Raw genomic sequence first — 22,202 nt, 5'->3', positions numbered from 1 at the left:
CAATGAAGAACAAGGTCAAACGACGCAGCGCTCCGGTCCTGTTGTCTAGCCTTCTCCGCGCCCAAAAGTTCACTGCCGCCTTCTTATATGGTCATCGGATTGGGTTTATCAGGATCGAGGCCGAATTTGCCCATGGCCTGCGCCACCCTTTCCGCCTCGATTCTGCCATCTTCGGCCAGCGCTTTCAGAGCGGCTATCGTAATGTAATGGCGGTCGACCTCGAAGAAGCGGCGCAATTGCTCGCGCGTATCGGAACGTCCGAATCCATCTGTACCCAGCACCTTGTATCGCCCCGGAATAAATTCACGTATCTGGTCGGCAAAAATCTTCATGTAGTCCGTAGCCGCCACCACTGGACCTTCCCGGTCCTTGAGACACGTGCCGACGTGCGACAGCCTTGCCGGTTCTGTGGGGTGCAGCATGTTCCAGCGCGTTGTCGCCAGCGCTTCGCGTCTCAACTGGGTAAAGCTGGTTACACTCCAGATATCACCCGTCACACCGAATTCCTCCTCCAGTATTTCAGCCGCAGCAATCACCTCGCGCAGAATGGCGCCGGACCCGAGCAATTGAACACGCAACCCGGAATCCTTTTCTCCTGCCGGCTTGCCTTCACGGAACAGGTACATGCCTTTCAGAATTCCTTCTTCCGCCCCTGCAGGCATTTCCGGATGCGAATAGTTTTCGTTCATCACTGTGATGTAGTAATAGACATCCTCCTGCATTTCGCACATGCGGCGCAGGCCATCCCGGATAATGACCGTGAGTTCGTAGGCAAAGGTCGGGTCATAGGATATGCAATTGGGAACAGTCGATGCCGCCAGATGGCTGTGACCGTCCTCATGCTGCAATCCCTCGCCATTCAGTGTGGTGCGGCCGGCAGTGCCCCCCAGCAGGAAGCCGCGGCAGCGCATGTCTCCCGCCGCCCAGCAAAGATCCCCCACGCGCTGGAAGCCGAACATCGAATAGTAAATGTAGAACGGGATCATCTGCACGCCATGAGAACTGTAGGCAGTTGCCGCGGCCATCCATGATGACATGGCCCCCGCCTCATTGATACCTTCCTGCAGGATCTGGCCGTTCTTGTCTTCCTTATAGTACATCAGTTGCTCAGCATCCTCGGGCGTGTAAAGCTGCCCGGTGGAAGACCAGATGCCCAGTTGCCGGAACATGCCTTCCATGCCAAAGGTGCGCGACTCGTCCGCCACAATCGGCACGACCCGCTTGCCGATGTTCTTGTCCTTTATGAGGATATTGAGGATGCGCACAAAAGCCATGGTGGTGGAAGATTCCCTTCCCTCACCGCTTGCCTTGAGCAAAGTGTCGAAGGCGGACAGCGGGGGTATCTGCAAGGGCTCGGCCTTACGCTGGCGACGATGGATGAACCCCCCCAATGCCTCGCGTCGCTGGTGCATGTAGATGGATTCCGGCGAATCCTTGTCGAATTTCAGGTAGGGTACCGACTCGATATCATCATCGCTGATTGGCAGACCGAAACGGTCACGAAACGCTTTGAGTGAAGTGGTACCCATCTTTTTCTGCTGATGAGTGATATTCTGGGCTTCGCCCGCTTCACCCATCCCGTAACCCTTGATCGTCTTGGCGAGGATCACGGTGGGCTGGCCCTTGTGCTTCACCGCCGCTGAATACGCGGCATAGACCTTATGCGGATCGTGTCCGCCCCGGTTCAGGCGCCATATGTCATCGTCGGACATATTCGCCACCATCTCGAGCAGCTCCGGATATTTGCCGAAGAAATGTTCACGCACATAGGCGCCGTCTCTCGACTTGAAAGTCTGATATTCGCCATCCACGCATTCCATCATGCGTTGTTGCAGCAACCCCTTCGTGTCTTTGGCAAGCAATGGGTCCCAGTATGAGCCCCAGATTACCTTGATGACGTTCCAGCCCGAACCGCGAAAAGCGGCTTCCAGTTCCTGAATGATCTTGCCATTTCCACGCACCGGCCCGTCGAGACGCTGAAGGTTGCAGTTGATGACAAAAATCAGGTTGTCCAGGTTCTCGCGCGACGCAAGCGAAATGGACCCCAGTGATTCAGGTTCATCCATTTCTCCATCGCCCATGAAGGCCCACACTTTTCGGCCCTCCGTCTTGACCAGTCCGCGGCTATCCAGATACTTCATGAAGCGCGCATGATATATCGCCATCAGCGGCCCAAGTCCCATTGATACCGTCGGGAACTGCCAGAAGTCAGGCATCAGCCATGGATGCGGATAGGAAGACAGTCCCTTTCCCCCCACCTCCCGCCGGAAATTATTGAGCTGCTCCTCTGTCAGTTCCCCCAGCAGAAAAGCATAGGCATAAAGACCGGGCGATGAATGCCCCTGTGCAAATATCAGGTCGCCACCGTGATTCTCCGACCTGGCATGCCAGAAATGGTTGTAGCCGACATCATATAGCGTAGCGGCCGAGGCAAAGCTGGCAATATGCCCGCCGACATTGGAATTCCGGTTGGCGCGCAACACCATGGCCATGGAATTCCAGCGGACATAGGAACGGATGCGGTGCTCCAGCGCATGATTTCCCGGTGACCACTCTTCCTTTCCCGGAGGAATGGTATTGATATAAGCCGTGGTGGCGCTATAGGGAAGATAGGCACCTGACCGGCGCGCTTTTTCCACCAGTCTTTCCAGCAGATAGTGCGCCCGCTCCGTCCCCTCGTGCGTCAACACGGATTCCAGCGCCTCCAGCCATTCCTGGGTTTCAGTCGGGTCTATATCCGGTATAGGTTCCATGTCTTGTCTCGAAATTGTCGGGCGCTTGCCCGATGTGATAGAGGCGCTGTCAATTACCCTGTAATCGGGCGTGCGCCTGCTCGGCTGCCACAACGGTGTTGCACAGCAGCATCGCAATGGTCATCGGACCTACTCCCCCCGGCACAGGCGTGATGTAACCCGCCTTTTCCTTGACCGATTCAAAGTCCACATCTCCCGCCAGCTTCCCGTCAGACAGCCGGTTGATGCCGACGTCTATTACTGTCGCTCCCGGTTTCACCATCATGGCGGTGATCAGGCGCGGCTTGCCCGCAGCAACTATCAGAATATCGGCGCGGCTGGTGTGTTCCGCCAGATTCCGCGTTCTGGACGTGCAGATGGTAACGGTTGCGCCTTTTTGCAGCAGCATCAGCGCCATCGGTTTACCGACGATATTACTGCGGCCTACTATTACCGCATGCTGCCCCTCGATCGGAATATCATATTTTTCCAGCATTTTCATCACGCCGTTAGGCGTGCAAGGCGGAAAAATGCTGCTACCGGTTACAAGTGCGCCTACATTATAAAGATGGAAGCCATCCACATCTTTTTCCACGGCCACAGACTCGGTGACTCTGCTGCTGTCGAAATGCCGCGGCAGAGGCAATTGAACGAGGATGCCGTGAATTCCGGGATTCCCGTTCAATTCCTGAATGCGTCCAATCACCTCATCCTGGTTGGCATTTTCCGGGAATTCGTGGACTTCGGAATAGATGCCCGTTTCGCCACAGGCCTTAGCCTTGTTTCGCACATACACCCTGGAAGCCGGATTGTCTCCCACGATAACCACCGCCAGTCCTGGCTGGGTACCTTTTTCCGCCAAACGCGCTGCGCGTGCCCGGCACTCCGCCCTCACCTCCTGGCTCAACCTCTTGCCGTCAATGATCTTCGCGCTCATTATGGTCCGGGCGCGGCAGGGCAGAGAACGGGCGAATGACGTAAAATGCTCCGGCTGTTCGTATCTTTCACTCTGGCTGTATATCCTGCGAAACCCTGCACTCACTCATATGCGTGCAACGCAGACTGGCTCGCCGGCACCCTGATCTGGAAACCGTACCCCGCCGTATAAACGGGCCTCTTCGCCCAATCATGATTGCGAAGAGGGGGGAGGGGCGGATTTTTTCATCTTCGTCCGATAAATCAACAGTCCGATCAGGAATGTCGGGACGACAACAAGCGCAGCAGCCAGAAGGCCGGCTGCCAGTATGTCGATTCCCTCCGTTTTCGGCAGGAAGATGGTCACGGCCCAGATCGTTACAAAGGCTGCCACCGCGCCCCCGATAAACATGATCTTTTTACCGCGCTCAAAAAGCCGCCATAGCGAACCGGATACCCGCGCCTCGTTGCGGTATTCATCGAAAAGGCGCGTCATGCTCTCATCGTTCGGAACCGCTTCATAGCCGGTCGATACGGCAAGCGTGTCCGTTCCGTCTTCCACCCGCGACATGTTACGCAGGAACAAGATACGCTGTTGAGCTTCTTTCTTTTTCATGCCGTCGGCTATGAGCATGGATTCCATCGCTTCAAAGGCATGATCGCGCGTATCTCCCGCCACTCCGAGTCTTTCGCTGCACCGCCACATCACGCCCACCAGATATAACTGGATGGTCATCTGCCGGAAAAGAGGCGCAAAATCATACCCTTGGGCTTTAACTTGCGGGAGTTGGGACGCCAGTATCTCGCGCGCATGGTGTACACAAATATCAATCGTGTTTGCTTCTGAATCCGTTTTCACTTCAGTCATCGTTCAATTTCGGGACATGCCCAGCTTGGCTTTGAATTCATGGAGGAACCCATTATATACTGGCGCGAGGATTGTTGAATAATGAGGCACGGTCTCTCTACGATCCATAGGGCAATGGGCTTGCCCCCTGCTGCCGGCCTATCCTCGTATGCACCGGTAATTTTCCTCTTGAAAAGGGATAAAAGTTTACATAGGTTTTATGAAGTTTCCGATTTTATTGGATAGGTTCGCTATTACAGAGTTCCGCACTCTATCGCGCAACAGGTCACACAAAAGGTTTCGGAACATGACAACGGGTCAATTTTTAACCTGCGCTTCATATACCTGCAAAGGAAACCAGCATGAAACACCATAAATACCTTATTGTCGGGGGCGGAATGACCGCCGATTCTGCTGTACATGGTATCCGTAAGATCGACCCCGATGGCGCAATCGCCGTCATTGGAGAGGAGTTGCATCGTCCTTACAACCGTCCGCCCCTTTCCAAGGCGCTATGGAAGGACTCACCCTATGATTCGATCTGGCGAAGCGAGCACGGCCTGAACGTTGCCATGCACCTCGGAAAAAAAATAGTAGCCCTAGATCCCGCTAACAAGACGGCCACGGATAATGCAGGCAACATCTATACCTATGAAAAACTTTTGCTTGCCACGGGAGGCGAGGTACGCCGCTTTCCCCATTTCGACAGCGGGATAATCTATTACCGGACGGCGGACGACTACCTTAAGCTGCGGGAATTGAGTAGTCAGGGTTCGGATTTTGTCGTGATCGGCGGTGGCTTCATCGGTTCGGAAATCGCTGCCGCGCTGGCCATGAATGATAAACGGGTCACCATGATTTTTCCGGAAAACGGAATCAGCTCGCGTATTTATCCGCGGCCCCTCGTCGAATTCCTGAATTCCTACTATCGCGAAAAGGGTGTAATCGTGCTCGCCCCCGAAACTGTCACTTCGATCAGGACGGATGGGACAAAAAAAATTGTTACCACGGGGAGTGGAACCGAGATTTCCGCCGATGGAGTAGTGGCAGGACTGGGTATTCTTCCCAACACGGAACTGGCTGTCCAGGCCGGGCTCGCGATTGACAACGGCATCGTAGTGGATGAATTCCTGCGCACCAGCAATCCCGATATTTATGCCGCCGGCGATGTCGCCAATTTCTACAGTCCCTTGCTCGACAAGCGCATGCGGGTTGAGCATGAAGACAACGCAAACATGATGGGAGAAGCGGCGGGACGGAACATGGCAGGGAGCCTGGAGCCCTATCATCACCAGCCCTTCTTTTATTCCGACCTGTTTGATCTGGGCTATGAAGCAGTCGGTGAACTCGATTCCAGTCTCGATATTGTCGAAGATTGGGTAGAGCCCTTCCGCAAAGGCGTGATTTATTACCTGCGCGACGAGCTCGTACGCGGTGTACTGCTCTGGAATACCTGGGGACAGGTGGATGCCGCAACCGCGTTGATTGCCGAAAAGAAACCCTGCACGAACGAGACATTGCTAGGCCGCATCAAGGACTAAAACAGGAGACAGTAGTGCAGGATGGGGGTAAGCTAGATTTGCTGCGATGCCGGATGCTTCGCTTGCCTCTCCTGCAATTTCCGATGAATTAATCGGGGAATAGCAGGCTCGAGTCCTCCTGAGTCCTCAATGGGAGGCTCATGGTATTTTTCGTGCCAGTTAAATAAAAAACAGTGCCGCAGCCATCTTGAATACCTTCACACTTACACGCCCGGACGACTTCCACCTGCATCTCCGCGATGGCGAACACATGCGGGCAGTGCTGGCGGACACTGCCCGCCGTTTTGCCCGCGCAATCGTCATGCCCAACCTCAAGCCTCCCGTCATCACCACGGAAATGGCGGTGGCGTATCGCGGGCGGCTTCTTGCCGCCCTGCCGCAGGGCGTGCGCTTCGAGCCGCTGATGACCCTCTACCTGACCGATAACACCTCCCCTTCGGAAATCATCGAAGCAAAAAGAAGCGGAGTAATCTACGGCATCAAATACTATCCCGCAGGCGCTACCACAAACTCCGCGGCAGGAGTCACCGACATTGCCAGATGCCATGAAACTCTGGAAGCCATGGAGCAAGCGGAAATGCCCATGCTGGTGCATGGCGAGGTAACCGATCCGGAGGTGGATGTATTCGACAGGGAAAAGGTCTTTCTTGAACGGATGCTGATCCCGTTGACCCAGCGTTTTCCGCGATTGCGCGTGGTATTCGAGCATATCACCACACGGGAAGCGGTAGAGTTCGTCATCAACGCGCCGAAAACCGTCGCCGCCACCATCACGGCCCACCACCTCCTGATCAGCCGGAATGCCCTTTTTCAAGGGGGTATTCGGCCTCACCACTATTGCCTGCCCATCCTCAAGCGGGAAACCCACCGGCAGAAGCTGATCGAAGCGGCCACCAGCGGCAATCCGAAATTTTTCCTCGGCACCGATAGCGCTCCCCACGCACAATTCGCCAAGGAAAACGCCTGCGGCTGCGCCGGCATCTATACTGCTCACGCAGCGATCGAGCTGTATGCGGAAGCATTCGAACAGGCGGGCGCGCTGGAAAAACTGGAAGCCTTTGCCAGTTTTCATGGTGCGGATTTCTATCAGCTACCGCGCAATCAGGACAAGATTACGTTGAAGAAGGAAAATTGGAGGGTGCCGGCGCAGCTGGAATTTGGCGGCGAAAGCCTGATTCCATTCCGGGCGGGGGAAAACGTTACCTGGGCCTTGGATAAAACCGGGAATTAGCGGCGAAACGGAATTTTCACCAAACTTTCCTGATCAGAAAATAGCTGCGGGAATTGTTTCCCGGTCACTCGCGCCCGGGAGTGCCTACCAGTGTTTTTTGGCACGATTCCACCGGTACAGCCCGCCGGCAAAGGCGTTGTAAGCCAGACGTGAAAGCTGTTTCAGCGGCGGCAGCCGAAAAAGCCTTGCCAGCCAGTGCTGCCCCGGCGTTTGTGACCAGAGTTGCGTGAAAGCATCCACGCCCACGTCAATCCGGCCATCCTGTCTTTTTACGTGCAACCGCTCGCGCACCTCCTCCAGCGAGGCATTTACTTCTGCAACAGCCTCCGGCTGCGCATGCACGTCAATCCACTGAATGTCCTTGATACCGCCTGCTTCCATACGGCGGCGCTGCTCTTTTATACCCGCATTACAGACGGGACATGCGCTGTTATAGTAAACCTTGCTGGACATTTCCGTAGCGCTCCGCCTATGGCAGTAAATTCAGGTCGAGATATTCGGAACCCGGCGGCGGGACTCACTCGCAGCGATAAACCACACCCAGCACTGTCGTGTTTGTCGTGCCCTTGCTGCCCCATGCATTCGTATTGGCGGAGTTCTGCACCCAGACGTAGTTTCCACCCATTTTGGCGGCCCTGTTGCGCAGATCATTTCTAGCGCCGATGAGAAGATTTTCATTCGAAGTGTAATCGCCGGTAATCCAGTTACCTTGGGAGCCGACCGCATCACCCAGGGGCTTGCAATTACCGCCGGGCTTTTCTGTGCCAAGCTCAACGGATTTGCCCTCCGGTGTCGTTGAAATTGCCGAACAGCCGGCAAACAAGACAACTGACAGCAGGCCCGGCAATGCGATCATCCTTCTCGTGATCATCTATTTTCTCCTGTCGAAAACCTTCTTACTCAATGATTTCTGAAATTATGCCACTGGCAGAACCCTGTCAGCAGAGCGCTCAGCGGGAACCTGTTGACTTTCGTCTTTGTGGAAAGACAGCCCTCTATATTTATGAGAAATTTCTGCTCAGGAATTGTACGTTTAAGGTGACGGCGTCAATCCAGCAGCATCGCTTCATTGCATTGCAACTCACTCATGGGCTTATGTAAATTATGCATGTCTTGGACCAAACATGATAATTGCCATACCTGTCAGCGCCAGAAGGGAACCTGCCATGTCCCAGGCAGTCGGCCTGACCCCGTCAACAGCCCACAACCAAAGTACTGCCACGGAAACGTAAACCCCTCCGTAAGCCGCGTATGTACGACCGGCGTCCGTCGGATGAAGCGTGAGAAGCCATGCAAACAGTGCCAGGCTTGCGGCAGCAGGAACAAGAAGCCAGGCGCTCCCATCCCGTTTAAGCCAAAGGTAAGGTAGATAACAACCAACGATCTCGGCAAGCGCTGTAGCCAGGAAGAGAAACAAGGTCTTGAGCTCAAACATATGGGTAATCTGTTGCTCTGGAAAATCCCCCGGGAACGGACAGACAGTGTGCCATCGGCCTGATTACTTCCGTCCGGAAACCGCTTCGGTGGAACGCTTCCTTACCGCATCGAAGAGCTCAGGTATCGCGACGGTATTCGAAAGGTTGAACACAAAATCCGGAATGAGTCCTCCCGGATCGGTAAGCAATGTATAAGTGAGGCGCGTGTGCCTGCCGTCATCAAGGGGCTCCCCCACCCATGAGCCCTCGTTGAGCTTGATGCGCACCACGCCTTCAACCTCGGGCTTTGCTTCGGACAGCGCAGTCCACTCGACCTTGAAGGTGCCGTCCTTTCGCGTGTCACCTGCCGCCGCTTTGCGCGTCAGGCGCACCTTGAGGGGATAGTCGCGCTCGCTGATGAACGGCGGTGCGATGCGGGCATAGGTCACCACCTCGTTATCGCCGGTGCGGCTGAGCACTTCCGATTCCTTCACGTACGGCATGAATTCGCGGTAATGTTCGAAGTCGACGAGAACATTGAAAACGGCTTCGGGGGGAACTTCCACTTCGGAAACCGCGATTACCCGCCGTCCCTCCGCTATGTCCTTCGTAAAAATAACAAGGCCGTTTTTGTGATAGGCCTCTGTCCAATCCGGTCCCGGGCTGTTCACGCTGCCTGTCCCCTCTACTGGGTCCGCCGATACCAATCCGGCCGCTCCGCTTGCGGCCACGGCAATGATGGTAAGGATGGCGATGAAAGCGGCACTAGAGGACATGGCATTCCGGCTGAAGATGGGATGACGGTTTCGCCTCCCGTAGAAATTCTACCCTTATCGCATTCCGGTCGCGTCCTAACCGGCTTTAACGAGTCGGATGCTTCGGAACCAGCCTCCTGCCAGAAGCGGCTGGTCTGACTCCACTTTCAGTTGCGGAACACTTGCAAGCACCTCTTCGAAAACCACATCCAGACGCGTCACTATATGTTGAGACAGCAGGTTCACCATCCGCCGGAGCACTGCGTTTTCTCCTGGCTTCAGAAATTTATCGAGTATCAGCACGCTGCCGCCAGGCTTCAGTACCCGCGCCGTTTCTTTAAGGCACGCGCGAGCATCCGGTACGATCGCCAGAATGAGATGCAGCACCACGTGGTCGAAGCACGTGTCCACAAACGGCAGAGACATGCTGTCCCCCTGGACGAGGTCTACATGCAGATTTCCTATCCTGGGTCTTGCCCGCTTCAGCATGGCCGCGGTAAGGTCCAGCCCTACATAATGATGACACGCTGGAACATGCGGGAGATCGAGCCCGGTACCAATGCCGCTGATGAGAATGTCGAGGTTCTCCTGCCGGGGCAATTGCTCAAGGCTGGCCGCCCGCAATCCCGTGCCCGCCCCGGCAAGCAAGGCATCGTAAAGCGGAGCGATCAGACTGTAGGAGCGGCGCAAAGACATGTAAAGCTGCTTATCGCTCTTTGCTGCCGCGCTTTCCCGCGACGACAGCGTTGGCGGCTTTGCCAGCTTTGCCGGCTTTCCCCCGCGCGGACACAGGGGCTTGGGTACGATAAGCCCAGACGAGCATGATTACCCCGGCGAGGATCATGGGGAGCGACAGCCATTGACCCATGCTGATCCCAAGCGTCATCATACCCATGAAACCTTCGTCCGGTTCGCGGAAAAACTCTGCAAACGAGCGGAATACCCCGTAACCGATCAGAAACATTCCGGAAACTGCTCCAACCGGTCTCGGCCGCGCGGAATAAATCCACATCAACGTAAAAAACGCCAATCCTTCCAACGCGAACTCGTACAGTTGCGAGGGATGGCGAGGAATGTTGTCGACATAGGGAAAAATCATACCCCAGGGCACATCGGTCGGCCGCCCCCATAATTCGGCATTGATAAAATTGCCGATACGCCCCGCCCCCAGCCCCAGCGGCACCAATGGGGCGATGAAATCCGTCACGACGAGCCATCGCAGGTGATATTTGCGCGCCAACAGGGCCATGGCGGCTATCACTCCGAGAAAACCGCCGTGAAACGACATTCCTCCTTGCCAGACGGCAAAAATTTCCAGAGGATGCTCCAGATAATAGCCGAACTGATAAAAAAAAATGTGACCCAGGCGGCCGCCCACAATCACACCGAGCACACCGTAAAATAGCATATCGTCCAGCATGCTGATGGTGAACGCCCCCTCGGGATTTCGTTTGATGCGGTAGCGCCCCAGCAGAATGAAGCAAGCGAAACCAAGGAGATACATGAGCCCGTACCATCGGACCGCGAGCGGTCCGAGCTGGATGGCAATGGGATCAATCTGAGGATGAACGAGCATGGGCTTGCATTTTTTTGAGGTAAAATAGCTTGTTTACCGAGCGCAGCATTAAAACATCATACCGGCGAAAACCGGCAGGAAAAGCGAAAGCCCTTCCTGACGAAAGGTTGGGCAGGAATGGAAATAAGGAATCCCATTTTCCCCCTCATTATACATACGGCGACGATTATCCACTGCGGAGAACACGGAAAAGAGCGACCTTGAACTGCCTTTTCTTTCCTCACCGCTTCGCAGCCGCCACGGGCGCTTCTTCCCCTGACCGGAATTCGCCAGAATTTGCCTGCATTCCCGTTTTTTCAATCCAAGGAGTAACTCATGTCAGATAACCAGCGCAGCCGGGCAATCACCCAGGGGGCGGAACGTACCCCCAACCGCGCGATGCTGCGGGCCGTAGGTTTCAGCGACAACGATTTCGACAAACCAATCGTCGGCGTGGCCAATGGCTTTTCCACCATCACACCCTGCAACAAGGGATTGAACGAACTGGCGCTGGCTGCCGAGCAGGCATTGAAACAGGCGGCTGCGATGCCCCAGATGTTCGGTACCATCACCGTTTCCGATGGCATCTCCATGGGAACGGAGGGCATGAAGTATTCACTGGTATCCCGCGAAGTCATTGCCGACTCGATCGAAACGGCGGTGCAGGCCGAAAGCATGGATGGCGTGATCGCCATCGGGGGCTGTGACAAGAACATGCCAGGAGCAATGATCGCCATTGCGCGCATGAATGTTCCCGCAATTTTTGTTTATGGCGGAACGATTAAACCGGGCCACTATAAAGGAAAGGATCTCACTATTGTCAGCGCATTCGAAGCCGTCGGACAATATACCTCCCACAAGATAGACGCGAAAGAACTGCTCGAAGTGGAGCGCCACGCCTGTCCGGGAGCCGGCTCCTGCGGAGGCATGTTCACTGCCAATACGATGTCGTCCGCTTTCGAAGCGATGGGCATGAGTCTCCCCTATTCTTCCACGATGGCCGCGGAGGATGGCGAGAAGCTAACCAGCGCGGCGCGCTCCGCGGAAGTGCTCGTGGATGCCATCAGGAAACAGATTCGCCCGCGCGACATCATTACCCGCAAGTCCATTGAAAACGCGATCGCGGTGATCATGGCCGTGGGTGGTTCCACCAATGCTGTTTTGCACTTCCTCGCCATTGCCCATGCGGCCGAAGTGACACTCACCATCGATGATTTTGAACGCATGCGCGGCAAAGTGCCGGTACTGTGCGATCTCAAACCTTCGGGACGGTACGTTGCCACCGACCTGCACAAGGCAGGGGGCATTCCCCAGGTCATGAAAATGCTGCTCGACCACGGCCTGTTGCATGGCGACTGCATCACCATCAGCGGACAGACCATTGCCGAGATATTGAAGGATGTGCCGTCAGAGCCTCGCGAAGATCAGGATGTCATTCGCCAGTGGGACAACCCGTTGTACGTCCAGGGCCACCTCGCCATACTCAAGGGCAATCTCGCCCCAGAAGGGTGCGTGGCGAAAATCACCGGGGTGAAATCCCCAAAAATTACCGGACCGGCACGCGTATTCGATTCGGAAGAAGCCTGCATGGCAGCTATCCTTGCGCGGGAGATCCAGCCCGGCGACGTGGTGGTGATACGCTATGAGGGACCCAAGGGCGGCCCCGGCATGCGGGAAATGCTGTCTCCCACTTCCGCGCTTATTGGCGAGGGACTCGGAGATTCGGTGGGCCTGATCACCGATGGACGATTCTCCGGGGGCACCTATGGAATGGTGGTTGGACACGTGGCGCCGGAGGCGTTCGTAGGCGGGACCATTGCGCTGGTGCGAGAAGGCGATTCGATTACCATAGACGCCGAGCAACGGCTGCTGCAGCTCAACATTCCCGGAGATGAGCTGGCTCGGCGCCGGGCTGAATGGCAACCGCCCCATCCGCGCTACACCCGGGGAGTGCTCGCTAAATATTCGAAGCTCGTCTCGAGTGCCAGCCGCGGCGCAATCACCGACTAGTCCGTTTTTTCCACCACAAAGCCATGCCCAACCATCTTGCCGGTGAAACCAGCCCCTACCTGCTGCAGCATGCAGATAATCCTGTCGACTGGTATCCCTGGGGAGAAGAAGCACTGACGCTCGCCCGTGCGCAAGACAGGCCGATCCTGCTGTCCGTCGGCTACTCTGCCTGCCACTGGTGCCACGTGATGGCGCACGAATGCTTCGAAGATGCGGAAGTTGCCGAAGTCATGAACCGGTACTTCATCAATATCAAGGTGGATCGCGAGGAACGCCCGGACATCGATCAGATTTATCAGACCGCGCTCTACATGCTGACACAGCGCAGCGGCGGCTGGCCCCTGACGCTTTTTCTGACACCCGATCAAAAACCATTCTTCGGCGGCACCTACTTTCCCAAAACGCCGCGTCACAGTCTGCCGGGTTTCCTCGATTTATTGCCTCGGGTGGCGGAAACCTACCGCGTTCGCCGCCCTGAGATCGAACGCCAGAGTGCCTCGTTGCTCAAATCCTTCGCTAACATGCTGCCCTCAAAAGCACCGGAGGCTCCGGTATTTTCCGAGCGCCCCCTGGAACAGGCACTGGCTGAACTGAAAAACCGGTTCGACTCCGAAAATGGGGGTTTTGGCGAGCCGCCGAAGTTCCTGCACCTGACCGAACTGGACTTCTGTCTGCGGCGCTACTTCACAGCCGGCAATAGCGAGGCATTGCACATGGCCACGCTGACATTGGAGAAAATGGCGGAAGGCGGCATCTACGACCAGGTAGGTGGCGGGTTCTACCGTTACAGTACCGACAAGCAGTGGCAGATTCCGCATTTTGAAAAAATGCTTTATGACAATGGCCCCCTGCTGCACCTCTATGCGGATGCCTGGATCGCCTCCGGAAATCCTCTGTTTGCCCGGATTGTGGAAGAAACCGCTACCTGGGTCATGCGCGAAATGCAGCCAGAATATGAAGAGAATGAAAAGAGAACGGGAGCGGGCTACTGGTCGACTCTGGATGCCGACTCGGAAAACGTCGAAGGCAAATTCTACGTATGGGATCGCAGCGAAGCCTCGCATATTCTTTCACGTCGGGAATATGTCGTAGCCGCCAGTCACTATGGTCTGTCCCAGCCGGCAAACTTCGGAAACAGATACTGGCATCTGGCTGTGGCCCAATCGCTGCCCGAGATAGCTGAAAACTTCGGTGTCACCTACGCAGAAGCACGACAATGGCTTGAATCAGGGCGCAAGAAACTGCTTGCACAGCGCCAATGTCGCGTTCGTCCCGGACGGGATGAGAAAATCCTGACCAGCTGGAATGGACTGATGATCAAGGGCATGGCTCGAGCCGGACGCGTATTCGGTCGCGACGACTGGGTACGCTCGGCTATCTGTGCCGTGGATTTCATTCGTTCCACACTCTGGAAAAATGGCCGTCTGCTGGCAACCTGGAAAGACGGCAATGCACGTCTCAATGCCTATCTCGACGATTACGCTTTCCTGCTGGACGGATTGCTGGAGCTGATGCAGACAACGTTCCGCCCGGTGGATCTGGATTTTGCCATTGCGCTGGCTGAGGTTCTTCTGGACCAGTTCGAAGACAAGGAAGCGGGCGGTTTTTTCTTTACCAGTCATGATCATGAAAATCTGATCCATCGTCCCAAGCCTGGTTATGACAATGCAACACCATCCGGCAACGGCGTCGCCGCCCATACTCTTCAGCGCATGGGTTATCTGCTGGGGGAATTCCGTTATCTGCAGGCGGCGGAACGCGCACTGCGGCTCTTCTACCCTGCCTTGCTCCGGCACCCCGACTCCTGTTGCAGCTTGCTTCTGGCGCTCGAGCAGTGGCTCACGCCCCCCCCCGTTGTCATACTGCGGGGAAAAGCGGAGCCGATGGCGAAATGGGAAAATGCCTTGCGTCAACGCGTCCCCATCGCCCTTGTGCTTGCGCTGCCGGTTGAGCGTGTGACGCCTGCGGCGCTGCCGCCGAGCCTTGCCAAGCCCGTTCCGTCAGGGATGGGTGTCAACGCTTGGGTCTGTCATGGCGTTAAGTGCCTACCGGAGGTCACTGACTTGCAGGAATTGCTGCGTATCAGCGAAATTCGAGGTAAGATAAGGTCCCTTTTCTATAATTAACGGATAAAAGGAGTGTGTGTAATGAAAGCTGTCTGGATGGGAATGGTTGCGGCATCAGCTTTGTTGGTTGTCGGTACCGCGCAGGCGAGCCCCGAACTGGCGAAAAGCAGCGGTTGCCTGAATTGTCATATGGTGGACAAGAAACTGGTCGGCCCTGCGTTGAAGGACATAGCGGCCAAGTATAAGGCTGACCCGAAAGCCGCGGACTATCTGGCAGGAAAAATCCAGAAAGGAAGTCAGGGAGTTTGGGGTCCGGTTCCCATGCCGCCCAATGCAAAGGTTAACGAGGCAGATGCCAAGACTTTGGCAAAGTGGATTTTGACCCAATAAGCCCGGGTCCGCTAAAAAAGCCGGCAAGTGCCGGCTTTTTTATTTTGGCTGCCCCTGCCAAAAGTACATGAGTACATGAGCTGGTTTGCAACCAACTTCGCAAGCGCATTTCTTCTCCCCCCGTTTAACCTCATTTTACTGGGCGCCGCGGGCATCCTGCTCCTGAAACGCCGACAGGGAACAGGTATGACATTGGTGGCTGCTGCACTTGCTCTGCTTTACCTTCTTTCCACTCCGATCGTCGCGGACGCCCTGTTGCAGGTACTGGAAACCCCTTCCGAAAAGAATCCGTTTGACGACACGATACAAGCCATCATCGTGCTGGGCGGAGGAACTTACTATTACGCGCCGGAGTATGGCGATCATACGGTTGGCAGATACACACTGGAACGTGTCCGCTATGCGGCGAAAATATATCGCCTGACTGGCAAGCCTATACTGACCGCAGGGGGCGCTCCTCTTGGTAATCACTCCTCCGAAGCCATGCAAATGAAGGCGGTGCTGGAAGAGGAGTTTCTCGTTCCGGTCGAGTGGGTAGAGGAGACATCGAGCAATACTCGGGAAAACGCCTACAAAAGCTTCGCCATCCTGCAAAAACAAGGTATCCGCCAGATCGCGCTTGTCACCCACGCATGGCACATGCCGAGAGCGGCGCGCGAATTCGAACAGGCGGGATTCGAGGTTACGCCTGCTGCCACAGGATACACGCGGCGTTACAAGACCGATCTGCTCACATTCATTCCAAACGCCGGGGCGCTTCTCAAAAGCAGCCTGTTCTTCCACGAGGTCATTGGCATATTGTGGTACCGCCTGATGCCTGAGCCGGATTGAGGGGCATTACACTCGGCATGGCTGGAAGTCGCTAGAATAGCGTAATCGAATTCTCTGGAGAGGAGCGGCATGAAAGCAAGCGTCAAATGGCAGGAAGAAGCAAGTTTCCTGGGTGAATCAGGCAGCGGCCATACAGTACTGATGGATGGACCGCCGGAATCAGGAGGCAGGAACCGCGGACCCCGCCCGATGGAGATGCTGTTGATGGGAACCGGAGGCTGCGCAGCTTTTGATGTTGTGCTGATCCTGAAAAAAGGCCGTCAGGAGATCTGCGATTGTGAGGTGCGCATTGAAGCGGAACGGGCCGAACGAGAGCCGAAAGTGTTTACCCGCATTCACTTCCATTTCATCCTGACTGGAAAAAAGCTGAATCCGCACCAGGTAGAACGCGCAATCAGCTTGTCCGCTGAGAAATACTGTTCCGCATCGATCATGCTGGCAAAAACAGCAGAATTGACCCACGATTTTGAAATCGTGGAAGCGTGACAAGCATTCACCCCTCAGTATGGGTTTTAGGCCTGCTATATTCGTTAGACCCAGTAGGCCGTCCGGGTCATCACCGATGACGCCATTCTCATCACCAGTTTCACCGGCATCGGCAGTTCGGCGCCGCCGTATGCCACGGCGGTGGTGGCGTGTCCGGCCTCATCGATCTGCATCTGGGTCACAATGGCGCGGCTCTTCTCGTCTGCGTGCGGCAAACGGCTCAGGTGTCCCCCGAGATGAGCAGACACCTGCCGTTCGGTTTCCGCAAGAAACCCCAGGTTCCACTTGTCACCCAGCAATCCGGCGAAAGCGCCAATGGCAAATGAACCGCCATACCATAACGGATTCAATAGACTCTTGCGCCCGCTTAATTCGTTAATGCGGCGTTCCGTCCAGGCAAGATGCTCGGTTTCCTCGCGCGCCGCCTGAGCAAGTGTCTGCTGGACCTCGGCATTCCGCGCCGTCAGCGCTTGGCCCTGATAAAGAGCCTGCGCACAGATCTCACCTACGTGGTTGACACGCATCAGTGCCGCCGACTCGCTTTTCTCCAGATCATTCAGCTCCGCCTCCGGCAACTGGGTTCCGGGTACTGGCCGCAGTGTCTGCGCCGGAGTCAACAAGGTGCGCAGCGCGTGGTCGAAACCAATGATGAGCTTGTCTAGATTGGGCATAGGATTCTCTGAGAAAGAAAACAATGAAAACGGTAAGAATGATAACCCCGCCATTCCGCAATTGTATACCCATTCGCCCTGTTGCTAACGTGACAGGGTGACTGACTTCCGATATTCTCAACCTCCCGTTCCCCCTATCAATGCTTTTTCATGTTCATTACCGCCAATTCTCCAATCAACAAAGTCTTCAGCTTTGGTTTGAAAGACCGTTTATGATGTATTCTCATGGCTCAGCTCGATCGAGATCGTATAAATGCCTCTACATATCCAGACACCATTAATTGAATCGCGCCCTTTAAGCGACAGAACCGGACATTCAGTCTGGCTGAAAATGGAAATCGCCCAGCCCTCCGGCTCTTTTAAAGCCCGGGGAATCGGGTATGCGTGTGAAGAATATTTCCGGCGCGGGGCAAAACGCTTCATTTCATCATCTGGCGGAAACGCCGGCCTTGCGGTTGCCTTTGCCGGACGTAATCTGTCCGTGCCGGTGGTTATCGTTGTGCCGGAAACCGCGTCGAAGCGCGCCAGGGAACTGATGGCGCGAGAGGGCGCGGAAGTGATCATCCAGGGAAAATCTCTCAGTGAGGCGAATGCTTTTGCGCGATCGCTCGTGCAACCTGAGGACGCTTTTCTGCATCCCTTTGATGATCCGCTCATTTGGACGGGTCATGCCAGCATAATTGATGAAATAGTCGATACAGGGCCAAAACCTGATGTAATCGTCCTGTCCGTCGGCGGAGGCGGTCTTCTGTGCGGGGTTATAGAGGGACTGAATCGGAATGAGTGGCAGGATGTGCCCATAATCGCCGTCGAAACCCAAGGCGCGGACTCATTTGCTCAGGCACTCAATGCAGGAGCGCTGGTGGAGTTGCCCAGGATATCAAGCATTGCGACGACATTAGGGGCAAGTGCGGTTTGCAGGCAGGCCCTCGAATATTCGAGAAAACATCGCATTGGGAGCGTCGTATTACCGGACAAGCTCGCCGTTTCTGCGTGCATGCAATTCCTGCGCGATCATGATGCGGTGGTTGAGCCCGCTTGCGGCGTAGCGCTGGCGGCGGTCTATGAAAGGGTTCCAGCTTTGTCCGGATACAAAAAAGTATTGATTATCGTGTGTGGCGGTGTCAGCACTACGGTTGACCAGTTACAGGAATGGTCGGCCGTGATGCAATAAGGAATTCCGGATGATGAGTCTTGAAGAAGTGAGGCCTCAGGTGGTCAGCGGTGGCAGAGCCAGGCACTTCCAGGACTTTTACAGGGGATAGGGAAAATCAAACTCTGAACGTGTCTGCGCCCCTGCTTTGCTGAGTCGCACGATAAAGCTATTTCAGGGATTGGGATTGCATACCCATTTGCCTTGCTATTAATGTTACCGGGTGAATGACTTCGATCCCCAGCCCTGGCCGGCGCAAGCCGGCAGCGATATGCAGCGCGCAGCCCACGTTGGAGGTTGCAAGGTAACACGCCTGCCCTGCTTTCAAAGCTGTCACTTTATCCTCAAGCAGCGCCGCCGATATCTCCGGTTGATCCAGGAAATAGGTTCCGGCAGCGCCGCAGCATTGATCATTCCCGGCAAGAGGTACTACTTGCGCTTGCGGGATGCGCTCCAGCAGCTTATAGGCGTATGTCGACGCGCGTAATACATTGCGCAAGGTGCAAGGCTCATGTACCAGGATTTTGTGTGGCAGGGGCTGGAATCTGGCATCTTCCCATCCTTCCGCCTCCGCCAGGAATTCACTGATATCCAAGACCTTCGGCGGCGATCGCCTGGTTGTCTCACCTCCGGCTTGTGAGCTTACCGCGGGCGCCCTTGTCGTGCGCTGCGAGCCGGAAAAAGAGGAATATTCGGATAACTGCGCACCGCATCCGGATGCCGTGGTGATGATCGCGCCCAAGTCCAATCCAGCGAACGCCTCCACGTTCTGACGTTCCAGTTGCGCTGCCGCGTCCATATCGCCCCTGTGCTGGTGAAGCGCTCCGCAGCAAGTCTGCCCCGTGGGCACATGCACGACATAGCCCAGTTGGTTGAGTACGAACAAGGCCGCGTCCAGGGTGGTTGCATCCGCCACGCGCGCGACGCAACCCAGGAACAGCCCCACCTCTCCGCGCGGCTTGCCCACAGCAGGATAAACAACCGACCATGACGAAGAACGGGGCTGGTCAATAAATGGAATCTGGGCTTCCAGCAAGGCGAGTTTCGTCTTGCCCAGCAAACCGGATTTTCGTACCCATTTCTGCAAACCGCTTCGCTGGTAAAAACGCAGAAGCGGCCGCAATGCATCGATACGCGAGGGCCTGGCGATCAGCTCACGCTCCACCCATTTCCGAAAGCTGGATACCCGGGCTCCCGGATTGTTCCCCCCGAACTCGAGCGGCGGTGACGAAATCATCTCCCGGGCGTCGTCTATCAACTCGCCAAAACGTACGTGGTTGGGGCAGACGGCTTCGCAGGCACGGCAGGTAAGGCAGCGATCCATGTGCAATGCGAAACGTGCGTTCATTGGAATGCGTCCCGCGGCTACGCCACTCATCAACGCAATGCGACCACGCGGGGAATCAGCTTCCGACAGGGTAACCCGATAACTGGGACAATGCGGCACGCAAAGGCCGCACGCAACGCACTGGCTGGCCTCGTCGCTTATTTGGCGGCGCAATCGCAGTAATGGATCCGAAGAAACATCGGAAGGAAGGTCATCCGGCTTCATGGACAGTAGACCTGCTTTTGTCAGAGCCGTTCAAATTCAAAAAAATTTTACCGGGGAGAATGAAAAGAAGATGCGTGCCAATATTCACACGCCCACCCTTACGGCAGAGGCGCAGACCCGGCAAAATCGTCAGGAGAGCAGGACGCATACTCTCCAAATCGTACCTGCCGACCGGATAGGGAGCAGTGTTTCATCGAGGCAGAGCCTCCCGGACCTGATCGCGGAATACAGGGAGATAATATCAAGGGGTAGTACAATAGGCTTATTCCGGGCTGCGTGTCCCGTATATATAGCGCTCGAGCTGGTCGATTATAAATTCGCGGCCCGAGATCGCATCCTTGACCAGGTCGCCGATGGAGATGATGCCCATGACTTTACCATTCGCCAGCACGGGCAAGTGGCGCGCCCGCGTCTTAGTCACCAATGCCATGCAATCCTCGGTGGAATAATCCGGGCTCACATACGCCACCTGCGCGGTCATGAGTTCTTTCACCTGGATATCTTTCGCGAGCCGATCCAGGCTATATGCCTTGCGGGAATAATCTCTCTCGGTAAAAATACCCACCAGTTTTCCCCGGTGCAGCACCAGCAACGCACCGATATTTTTCGCCGCCATCAGGTGCATGGCCTCATAGACCGATTTATCCGGCTCGATGCTCGCGACTTCGTACCCTTTGCCTTCCAGCAATTCCTTTACGGTCGTCATGGATCAACCCTCCCCCTCGGTTTCAAAGCATGCAATACCTTTATCGGACTCATCCAATCATAGCATGTCATATGAAAAGAAAAGCCGGGAGCGATGTGAAGCGGGTCCACTATGTTCGAACCTTCTATAGCAGGCGACTCTTGTCGCCGCCCGTAAAGCCGACGGGAGGTGGATGATTATTGCCAATCCCTTTGCCCAGGATCATAACTTTGAACAACTCCCCCATCTCAGCCGGGCTCACCAGTTTCTGTACCTGGTTTGCCAGTGGCAAATAATCCTTTGCGTTCGCGGCAGGTGTCTCCGCCAGAATTTCGGTTATTCCGCAATTGATGAGAAAGTGTGCTTGCGTCGTATAGCCCAGCAACTGCAGGCCCGCTTCGAGCCCCGAACTGGCAGCGGAGCTGAAATCGACGTGGCTGGTTATATCCTGCAGACCCGGGAGATAAAACGGATTGTCATGGGTGTGGTGACGGTAATGACACATCAATGTCCCCTGCCTGCGCTGAGGGTGATAATACTCATCCCGGCCGAAACCGTAATCGATCAGCAGGATCGCTCCTCGTTGCAGCATCTTGCCGAGACTCGCAATGAAACCGCGTGCCTGCAGGCAGATTTCACTGACGTATTCACCTTCATTACGCCCCAAACGAATTCGATCCGCCAGTTCCTGCGCCGCTTCGAAAAGTACTCCTTCTGCAAGAAGGCGCTCACTCCAGATAAACTCATGGCCGGCTGAGGAGACACCGCGTTCGTACACCGTGGTGCCACGCCACGCGATCAGGTGAACCGGCATGGCGTCGAGCACCTCATTGGCCAATATCAGACCGTTGAACTGCTCCGGCAAATGCTTCAACCAAAAAACGCGTGAAGCGAGATGCGGCGCGAACTGTTCAAGCAACTGCCGTTGACGCTGCCGGAGTTCCGCGCTGACTTCGAGAATGAAATACTGCTGGGGCAGACAGTCGAGTTTTTCCAGTTCAACCAATAGATCGAGCGCCAGCTTACCTGTTCCGGCACCAAATTCGAGAATACAGCTGCCTTCATCCGCCAACTCGAGTATCTGCCTGGCCTGCCGCGCCACAGTCCTGCCAAACAGCGGAGAAATTTCGGGGGCAGTGACGAAATCGCCTTCCTGGCCGAATTTGGCGGGACCACCGCTGTAATAACCCATGCCCGGCGCGTACAACGCCAGCCTCATGTAATGCTCGAATGAAATCCAGCCGCCAGCTGCACTGATTTTCTCATGAATGAGTTTTGTCAGTACGCGGCTATGCTCGAGCGCTGCTTCGCCCGGTAAAGGAAATGGCGGCTGTGGCTGCATTGGCGCTATGCTACGCTTTACTGTT

21 protein-coding genes are annotated in these 22,202 nt (G+C 55.6%); 8 read left to right on the top strand and 13 right to left on the bottom strand.

Annotation, left to right across the window (positions count from 1 at the left end):
* Positions 1 to 83: 83 nt before the first annotated feature.
* The 3 genes from aceE to NMUL_RS01880 all read right to left on the bottom strand — a co-directional run bounded on the left by aceE (position 84) and on the right by NMUL_RS01880 (position 4,515).
* Positions 84 to 2,753 carry a pyruvate dehydrogenase (acetyl-transferring), homodimeric type gene (gene aceE, locus NMUL_RS01890; RefSeq protein ID WP_011379720.1) on the bottom strand — a complete coding sequence of 890 codons (2,670 nt, stop codon included), beginning with the start codon at positions 2,751 to 2,753 and terminating at the stop codon, positions 84 to 86.
* A 49-nt stretch (positions 2,754 to 2,802) separates the two neighbouring features.
* A complete protein-coding gene (gene folD / locus NMUL_RS01885; RefSeq protein ID WP_011379719.1) occupies positions 2,803 to 3,669 on the bottom strand; it encodes a bifunctional methylenetetrahydrofolate dehydrogenase/methenyltetrahydrofolate cyclohydrolase FolD in 867 nt (288 codons plus the stop codon).
* Positions 3,670 to 3,858: 189 nt separating this feature from the next.
* A complete protein-coding gene (locus tag NMUL_RS01880) occupies positions 3,859 to 4,515 on the bottom strand; it encodes a hypothetical protein (RefSeq protein WP_011379718.1) in 657 nt (218 codons plus the stop codon).
* Between the two features lie 341 nt (positions 4,516 to 4,856).
* On the opposite strand from NMUL_RS01880, the gene NMUL_RS01875 reads away from it, so the two are divergent.
* The gene (locus NMUL_RS01875; protein ID WP_011379717.1) at positions 4,857 to 6,035 is read left to right on the top strand and encodes an NAD(P)/FAD-dependent oxidoreductase; all 1,179 of its coding nucleotides are present in this window, start codon (positions 4,857 to 4,859) and stop codon (positions 6,033 to 6,035) included.
* Between the two features lie 187 nt (positions 6,036 to 6,222).
* A complete protein-coding gene (gene pyrC / locus NMUL_RS01870) occupies positions 6,223 to 7,266 on the top strand; it encodes a dihydroorotase (protein ID WP_011379716.1) in 1,044 nt (347 codons plus the stop codon).
* A gap of 84 nt (positions 7,267 to 7,350) precedes the next feature.
* On the opposite strand, the gene NMUL_RS01865 is transcribed toward pyrC, so the two are convergent.
* From NMUL_RS01865 to lgt, 6 genes are all read right to left on the bottom strand, one after another.
* Positions 7,351 to 7,719, bottom strand: coding sequence for a thiol-disulfide oxidoreductase DCC family protein (locus NMUL_RS01865; RefSeq protein ID WP_011379715.1), 369 nt, complete (start codon positions 7,717 to 7,719; stop codon positions 7,351 to 7,353).
* Positions 7,720 to 7,783: 64 nt separating this feature from the next.
* Complete coding sequence (locus NMUL_RS01860) at positions 7,784 to 8,137, bottom strand: DUF4156 domain-containing protein (RefSeq protein ID WP_011379714.1); 354 nt, start codon at positions 8,135 to 8,137, stop codon at positions 7,784 to 7,786.
* 231 nt (positions 8,138 to 8,368) lie between these two features.
* Positions 8,369 to 8,701, bottom strand: coding sequence for a YnfA family protein (locus NMUL_RS01850; protein ID WP_011379713.1), 333 nt, complete (start codon positions 8,699 to 8,701; stop codon positions 8,369 to 8,371).
* Between the two features lie 63 nt (positions 8,702 to 8,764).
* On the bottom strand, positions 8,765 to 9,457 hold the full coding sequence (locus tag NMUL_RS01845; RefSeq protein ID WP_011379712.1) for an START domain-containing protein: 693 nt from the start codon (positions 9,455 to 9,457) through the stop codon (positions 8,765 to 8,767).
* Positions 9,458 to 9,532: 75 nt separating this feature from the next.
* Positions 9,533 to 10,132, bottom strand: a complete 600-nt coding sequence (locus NMUL_RS01840; protein WP_011379711.1) for a class I SAM-dependent methyltransferase — start codon at positions 10,130 to 10,132, stop codon at positions 9,533 to 9,535.
* A 10-nt stretch (positions 10,133 to 10,142) separates the two neighbouring features.
* The gene (gene lgt / locus NMUL_RS01835; protein ID WP_011379710.1) at positions 10,143 to 11,012 is read right to left on the bottom strand and encodes a prolipoprotein diacylglyceryl transferase; all 870 of its coding nucleotides are present in this window, start codon (positions 11,010 to 11,012) and stop codon (positions 10,143 to 10,145) included.
* A 315-nt stretch (positions 11,013 to 11,327) separates the two neighbouring features.
* Between lgt and ilvD the strand changes: the two genes are divergently transcribed.
* The 5 genes from ilvD to NMUL_RS01805 all read left to right on the top strand — a co-directional run bounded on the left by ilvD (position 11,328) and on the right by NMUL_RS01805 (position 16,774).
* Positions 11,328 to 13,001 carry a dihydroxy-acid dehydratase gene (ilvD, locus tag NMUL_RS01825; RefSeq protein ID WP_011379708.1) on the top strand — a complete coding sequence of 558 codons (1,674 nt, stop codon included), beginning with the start codon at positions 11,328 to 11,330 and terminating at the stop codon, positions 12,999 to 13,001.
* A gap of 23 nt (positions 13,002 to 13,024) precedes the next feature.
* Positions 13,025 to 15,127 (top strand): thioredoxin domain-containing protein, encoded by a 2,103-nt coding sequence (locus tag NMUL_RS01820; protein ID WP_011379707.1) that lies wholly within the window; start codon positions 13,025 to 13,027, stop codon positions 15,125 to 15,127.
* 21 nt (positions 15,128 to 15,148) lie between these two features.
* The gene (locus NMUL_RS01815) at positions 15,149 to 15,457 is read left to right on the top strand and encodes a c-type cytochrome (protein ID WP_011379706.1); all 309 of its coding nucleotides are present in this window, start codon (positions 15,149 to 15,151) and stop codon (positions 15,455 to 15,457) included.
* A 75-nt stretch (positions 15,458 to 15,532) separates the two neighbouring features.
* Positions 15,533 to 16,288, top strand: a complete 756-nt coding sequence (locus tag NMUL_RS01810) for a YdcF family protein (RefSeq protein WP_011379705.1) — start codon at positions 15,533 to 15,535, stop codon at positions 16,286 to 16,288.
* Between the two features lie 69 nt (positions 16,289 to 16,357).
* Positions 16,358 to 16,774, top strand: coding sequence for an OsmC family protein (locus NMUL_RS01805; protein WP_011379704.1), 417 nt, complete (start codon positions 16,358 to 16,360; stop codon positions 16,772 to 16,774).
* Positions 16,775 to 16,818: 44 nt separating this feature from the next.
* On the opposite strand, the gene coq7 is transcribed toward NMUL_RS01805, so the two are convergent.
* Entirely contained in the window at positions 16,819 to 17,445 is a 627-nt protein-coding gene (gene coq7, locus NMUL_RS01800) for a 2-polyprenyl-3-methyl-6-methoxy-1,4-benzoquinone monooxygenase (RefSeq protein WP_041352330.1), read from the bottom strand.
* A gap of 253 nt (positions 17,446 to 17,698) precedes the next feature.
* Here coq7 and NMUL_RS01795 point away from each other — a divergent pair, with 253 nt between their 5' ends.
* Positions 17,699 to 18,619, top strand: coding sequence for a pyridoxal-phosphate dependent enzyme (locus tag NMUL_RS01795; RefSeq protein WP_011379702.1), 921 nt, complete (start codon positions 17,699 to 17,701; stop codon positions 18,617 to 18,619).
* 148 nt (positions 18,620 to 18,767) lie between these two features.
* On the opposite strand, the gene NMUL_RS01790 is transcribed toward NMUL_RS01795, so the two are convergent.
* The 3 genes from NMUL_RS01790 to NMUL_RS01780 all read right to left on the bottom strand — a co-directional run bounded on the left by NMUL_RS01790 (position 18,768) and on the right by NMUL_RS01780 (position 22,177).
* Positions 18,768 to 20,150, bottom strand: coding sequence for a (Fe-S)-binding protein (locus NMUL_RS01790; protein ID WP_011379701.1), 1,383 nt, complete (start codon positions 20,148 to 20,150; stop codon positions 18,768 to 18,770).
* 262 nt (positions 20,151 to 20,412) lie between these two features.
* Entirely contained in the window at positions 20,413 to 20,856 is a 444-nt protein-coding gene (locus NMUL_RS01785) for a CBS domain-containing protein (RefSeq protein WP_011379700.1), read from the bottom strand.
* 124 nt (positions 20,857 to 20,980) lie between these two features.
* Positions 20,981 to 22,177 (bottom strand): class I SAM-dependent methyltransferase, encoded by a 1,197-nt coding sequence (locus tag NMUL_RS01780; RefSeq protein WP_041352329.1) that lies wholly within the window; start codon positions 22,175 to 22,177, stop codon positions 20,981 to 20,983.
* Positions 22,178 to 22,202: the final 25 nt, after the last annotated feature.

The sequence above is a fragment of the Nitrosospira multiformis ATCC 25196 genome (assembly GCF_000196355.1).
Taxonomy (GTDB): domain Bacteria; phylum Pseudomonadota; class Gammaproteobacteria; order Burkholderiales; family Nitrosomonadaceae; genus Nitrosospira; species Nitrosospira multiformis.
This window is presented reverse-complemented; position numbering and strand designations above follow the sequence as displayed.

Coding starts and splice junctions, on each gene's coding strand:
- NMUL_RS01795 (WP_011379702.1), top strand. CDS start 17,699: ATGCCTCTACATATCCAGACACCATTAATTGAATCGCGCCCTTTAAGC.
- NMUL_RS01805 (WP_011379704.1), top strand. CDS start 16,358: ATGAAAGCAAGCGTCAAATGGCAGGAAGAAGCAAGTTTCCTGGGTGAA.
- ilvD (WP_011379708.1), top strand. CDS start 11,328: ATGTCAGATAACCAGCGCAGCCGGGCAATCACCCAGGGGGCGGAACGT.
- folD (WP_011379719.1), bottom strand. CDS start 3,669: ATGAGCGCGAAGATCATTGACGGCAAGAGGTTGAGCCAGGAGGTGAGG.
- NMUL_RS01815 (WP_011379706.1), top strand. CDS start 15,149: ATGAAAGCTGTCTGGATGGGAATGGTTGCGGCATCAGCTTTGTTGGTT.
- NMUL_RS01780 (WP_041352329.1), bottom strand. CDS start 22,177: ATGCAGCCACAGCCGCCATTTCCTTTACCGGGCGAAGCAGCGCTCGAG.
- NMUL_RS01820 (WP_011379707.1), top strand. CDS start 13,025: ATGCCCAACCATCTTGCCGGTGAAACCAGCCCCTACCTGCTGCAGCAT.
- lgt (WP_011379710.1), bottom strand. CDS start 11,012: ATGCTCGTTCATCCTCAGATTGATCCCATTGCCATCCAGCTCGGACCG.
- NMUL_RS01865 (WP_011379715.1), bottom strand. CDS start 7,719: ATGTCCAGCAAGGTTTACTATAACAGCGCATGTCCCGTCTGTAATGCG.
- NMUL_RS01790 (WP_011379701.1), bottom strand. CDS start 20,150: ATGAAGCCGGATGACCTTCCTTCCGATGTTTCTTCGGATCCATTACTG.
- NMUL_RS01810 (WP_011379705.1), top strand. CDS start 15,533: ATGAGCTGGTTTGCAACCAACTTCGCAAGCGCATTTCTTCTCCCCCCG.
- NMUL_RS01845 (WP_011379712.1), bottom strand. CDS start 9,457: ATGTCCTCTAGTGCCGCTTTCATCGCCATCCTTACCATCATTGCCGTG.
- NMUL_RS01875 (WP_011379717.1), top strand. CDS start 4,857: ATGAAACACCATAAATACCTTATTGTCGGGGGCGGAATGACCGCCGAT.
- NMUL_RS01785 (WP_011379700.1), bottom strand. CDS start 20,856: ATGACGACCGTAAAGGAATTGCTGGAAGGCAAAGGGTACGAAGTCGCG.
- NMUL_RS01880 (WP_011379718.1), bottom strand. CDS start 4,515: ATGACTGAAGTGAAAACGGATTCAGAAGCAAACACGATTGATATTTGT.
- NMUL_RS01850 (WP_011379713.1), bottom strand. CDS start 8,701: ATGTTTGAGCTCAAGACCTTGTTTCTCTTCCTGGCTACAGCGCTTGCC.
- NMUL_RS01860 (WP_011379714.1), bottom strand. CDS start 8,137: ATGATCACGAGAAGGATGATCGCATTGCCGGGCCTGCTGTCAGTTGTC.
- NMUL_RS01840 (WP_011379711.1), bottom strand. CDS start 10,132: ATGTCTTTGCGCCGCTCCTACAGTCTGATCGCTCCGCTTTACGATGCC.
- aceE (WP_011379720.1), bottom strand. CDS start 2,753: ATGGAACCTATACCGGATATAGACCCGACTGAAACCCAGGAATGGCTG.
- coq7 (WP_041352330.1), bottom strand. CDS start 17,445: ATGCCCAATCTAGACAAGCTCATCATTGGTTTCGACCACGCGCTGCGC.